The organism is Fusibacter sp., from assembly GCF_057447755.1.
The window spans coordinates 1-2,869 of record NZ_JBVBZF010000404.1; the positions used below are offsets into that span (position 1 = coordinate 1).

Genomic DNA, 2,869 nt, shown 5'->3' on the forward strand with positions numbered 1-2,869 from the left:
ATAACTTAGGCCTTATGACACAGCAAAGGCATTTAGTAACAGGCCATGGCACATGATAGCAAGCTAAGGCGAATCGTCGCAAGTGAAGACAAATAATAAAAATCGAAAGCAAATAATACCAAACAAAAGCAAATAATACAAAACCAAAGCACATCATAAGAAGCGAAAGCACGCATGGATAAACCATGTGTGCTTTTTTGTTGCATATCATTAGGCCTTATCCAGCTTTGAGCAGGGAGTATCAATTTCTGAAATGCAGTTAAATGAGAAGGGTAACGGGAAAACATGTTTTTAGCATTAAATGCTTGATAAGAAGTTGTGACACTTAACATCCATTTAACATTGGATTTATTTGTCTATAACATAGGGGTGTTAAAGTGTACTTAAGGTTGATCATAAGACAACGAATTAATCAAAAATTTGGAGGAAATACTATAATGAAGAATTTTAAAGTTTTAGGCGTTTTAATACTTGTGTTTATGTTGATGCTTTCGTTAACAGCTTGTGGTTCAAAAACAGAAGCGGCTGCTCCAACGAATGAAGCAACTTCTAATGAAACAACGAAAACTGATGCTGAAGAAATGACCAAATTAGAAGGACAAGTAATTATTGATGGTTCTGGTACAGTTTATCCTTTAATGGCACATATCGCAGAAGAGTATATGGTAAATGTTCAACCAGATGTTAGTGTACAAGTTGGTCGTGCAGGATCAAGTGCAGGCTTTAAAAAATTCATTCCAGGCGAAACTGATTTTTCAGATGCATCTAGAGCAATCAAAGATTCAGAAATTGAAGGTTTAAAAGAGCAAGGTTATGAGTTTGGTAAAGATGTTCTTGAGTTCAAAGTGGCATATGATGGTTTAACAATCGTAATTAACAAAGACAACACTTGGGCACAAGAAATGACAAGAGATGAAATCGTAAATATGTTCTTATCTGGTAAATATAAAGAAGATGACAAAGTGTTATGGTCTGACATTAGACCTGAGTGGCCAGCAGAAGAAATTAAGTTCTATGGTCCAAACGAAAACCACGGTACTTATGAGTTCTTCTATGAAAAAATCTTAGATGAGCAAGCAATGGTAACAACAGCTAGCTTACAACAAGAATATTCAACACTAGTTGACTTAGTTTCTAAAGATAAAAATGCAATTGCTTACTTCGGTTATGGCTACTATGCAAGTAACCAAGACAAATTAACAGCTGTAAAAGTTGATTTTGGTAATGGTCCAGTTGAACCAACACTTGATACAATTGGCGAAGATTTAGATTATGCTGGATTTACAAGACCTGTATTCACATACCTCAATGCAAAATATGCAATCGAAAAACCACAGGTTCTTGATTATGCAAAATATGTAGTATCACCAGAAGGTGCAGCTAGATTAGCTGGAGAAAATGGTTTTGCACCAATGCCAGCAAGTGTATATGAAGGTTATGCAAAACAATTAGAAGCACTTAAATAGATTGAAAAAAATGTAGGGATATTAAGATGAGGGGTCAAATCCCCTCATCTTAAAATTGTGTTATGAGGAGTGACCCACTTGGAACAGAAAACAAATGTTAGGGAAATCATAAAAAATAACTTCATAAAGAATAAAAGAACCACCGACAAGGCCATGCCGATTTTCTTTTTAGTATGTGCATCTGTATCGGTGGTCACAACAATTGGAATTGTACTGACTTTATTTACCGATGCCTATAAGTTTTTTCAAAAGGTGCCGTTTTCAGATTTCTTCAGTACAAAACTAGCGCCACTTAGCGCTGATCCACACTTTGGTATTTTGCCTTTGATTAATGGGACTCTGTTAACATCCCTAATTGCAATGGCAGTAGCTGTACCGCTCGGGCTGACGGCGGCAATGTACCTCAGTGAATTTGCATCTGAAAGAGTACGTCGTATACTTAAGCCTATGATGGAAATCCTAGCTGGTGTACCGACCATCGTATATGGCTTCTTTGCCTATTCGTTCGTAACACCCATGTTGATGAAAATCATACCAACCCTAGAAGCAAAAAATGCGCTTAGTCCTGGAATTGTCATGGGCATAATGATATTGCCCCTAGTGACCTCTTTGTCTGAGGATGCGATGAGATCTGTACCCAACGCCATGAGAGAAGGTGCTTACGGTCTTGGCTCAACTAAGCTTGAAGTTACTCTAAAGGTTGTTATTCCAGCAGCAATTTCAGGTATCATGGCTTCTTTTGTACTAGCGATCTCAAGAGCGATTGGAGAAACCATGATTGTAACCATCGCAAGCGGAAGCTCAAAGAATTTTACATTTGATATTACACATTCAATGCAGACCATGACCGCTTACATCGTTGAATTCACAAGTGGTGATGCAGGAAGTGGTACGACGGGTTACTACAGTTTATATGCAGTTGGCCTCATGCTTTTCTTGTTTACCCTTGTTTTAAACCTTGCAGCACAATATATCTCCAAGAGATTTAGGGAGGAGTATTAATGATGAATTACGAATTTCAATTATCACCTAATGAAGCTCAAAGCGAATATAAGATTGACATAAACAAAAAGCGAATTGATCGCCGTATACTCATTAATAACATCTCTAAAAAGGTATTCTTCTTATCTATGATTTTCGCCTTGATGGTATTAGGGCTATTGCTTTATAGAATTGGTGTTCAGAGTATGGGCTGGTTAGATATTCAGTTCTTATCAGGTCGTTTGTCTAGATTCCCTGAAAAAGCAGGAATTTGGGGCGCAATAGTGGGTTCGCTTGGCTTAATAGCCGTGGTGATTCCCGTTACACTTGTCATTGGTGTATCCACTGCGATATACCTTGAAGAATATGCGACCAAGGGCAAGATTTCATCTTTCATAAAGGTAAACTTGTCAAACTTGGCC

The 2,869-nt window shown here is 37.6% G+C and carries 2 protein-coding genes and 1 pseudogene; all 3 read left to right on the forward strand.

The window, feature by feature from the left end; genetic code table 11:
- Positions 1-437: 437 nt before the first annotated feature.
- Positions 438-1,466, forward strand: coding sequence for a PstS family phosphate ABC transporter substrate-binding protein (locus AC220I_RS20875; protein ID WP_486725801.1), 1,029 nt, complete (start codon positions 438-440; stop codon positions 1,464-1,466).
- A gap of 78 nt (positions 1,467-1,544) precedes the next feature.
- Positions 1,545-2,468, forward strand: coding sequence for a phosphate ABC transporter permease subunit PstC (pstC, locus tag AC220I_RS20880; RefSeq protein ID WP_486725802.1), 924 nt, complete (start codon positions 1,545-1,547; stop codon positions 2,466-2,468).
- Positions 2,468-2,869: pseudogene (locus AC220I_RS20885) on the forward strand (phosphate ABC transporter permease PstA); the annotation flags it as partial. The gene pstC and the pseudogene AC220I_RS20885, both read left to right, overlap by 1 nt.